At 41.5% G+C, this 1,481-nt stretch carries 2 protein-coding genes; both read right to left on the reverse strand.

What is annotated here, in order from left to right:
- A partial coding sequence (locus tag B7C60_RS18185) for an MFS transporter (RefSeq protein ID WP_245868752.1) occupies window positions 1-337 on the reverse strand: 337 nt, incomplete at its 3' end.
- Window positions 338-726: 389 nt separating this feature from the next.
- Window positions 727-1,481: LysR family transcriptional regulator substrate-binding protein (locus B7C60_RS06810; protein WP_245868755.1), on the reverse strand; the 755-nt coding region annotated here is incomplete at its 5' end.

The following is a 1,481-nucleotide window of genomic DNA, read 5'->3' on the forward strand; positions in this document are numbered from 1 at the left end:
TAAAGCCAAAACAGAACATGACGAGCGCGGAGAGTAATAAGCCTGCACTTAAAAAATAGCGTGGATTGGAGCGATCAGAAACACTGCCCATCAAAAACTTTGATAGCCCATAAGCGATTGATACAGCAGCCAAAGCAATACCAAGCTCACCGCGACTAAAGCCTTGTTCAATCAGGTAAGGCATAGCAAGGCTAAAGTTTTTACGTACTAAATAATACCCCGCATAGCCGACGAAAATTCCGATAAATAGTTGCCAACGTAGCCGTGAATAGGTGCTATCTATCCGCTCTTTTGATAGTCGCTCAATATGAGCTTGTGGTTTAAAGATCCCAAACATAGTCGCCTCGTATAGTCATTAAATTGCTGGGAGAACACTTACGCAACTGAAAATACGCTTCCTTTTCGTACCATCCATCCGTGGTTTTTAATCAGCTAAAATTGTTGAACGAAATGTAAAATTCTTCGTTCGAAACTTTGTGGTAATTCTATTTTTGTGAGGAGTTATTTCTGTGACCGCTGAGAGGTTAAATTTATTTTACGAAGTAAATAAATAACTATTTCAGTATATTGTGACTTAAATGAGGTGGCGTATCTCTTTTTATTCCATTAAACACAGCAGTGGAACTGCACCCGCATAACACGATAGTGTGTGTTCAAACGAATTTTAATGTGATGGTGAAATCATCATTTTTGATTAATATCGAACAAAAATTCAACAGCGTGAGTTTAGTGAGTCAACGGTTGCGATTTTTGAATTTCTTCATCCACCCACACTAATAACTGTTTAATGGCACGAGATAATCGCTGATTTTGTCGCACGATATAGCCCAAGCTGGTGGTAGAAAAATCAGGAAGAGGTGTAATGGTGGTCTTTAGTTGGCGTTTGGGATTGACAGAGAACGTTGGAATAATCGCTACACCAAATCCAGCTTCAGCCCAATCAATTTGTGCATCAACACTGCCCACCTCCATGATTCGATAGTTAGGCAAATGCAGTTGTGGAAGTGCGACATCAATCAGCTCTCGGGTTCGAGTATCATGACCCAATAGAATCAAGGTTGGTTCATCGGTGGTTCGCTCTTGATGTTGATCGTCTTTGTGAAGTAATGGGGAATTGGCAATTGCTTGCCATTTTTGTAAACCATTTCCTAACGCACACCATTCAACCTGACGCAGTTTGGTAAAGTGAATGGGAGATTCTTCTTTTTGTGCGATCACGAATCCTAAATCGGCTTTAGCACTTTTGACCAGTTCAGCCGCTTGAGAAGACGTGGTGTTAAATAAAGAGAGATCGATACCTGGGTAGTGTTGACGAAACTTCTGGAAAGGGCCGATCAACAATAACCGGGAAATAATGTCACTGGCAGCTATCGTCAGCGTTCCTTGATGCAGATCATTAATCGCATTGAGATCAGCCTGACAAACTTGTAGCTCCAGTAGTGTTTTGTCTGCACTGATCAGTAAGCGCTCGCCTGCTTGAG

It is taken from the genome of Vibrio fujianensis, from assembly GCF_002749895.1.
In the GTDB taxonomy this organism is placed as follows: Bacteria; Pseudomonadota; Gammaproteobacteria; order Enterobacterales; family Vibrionaceae; genus Vibrio; species Vibrio fujianensis.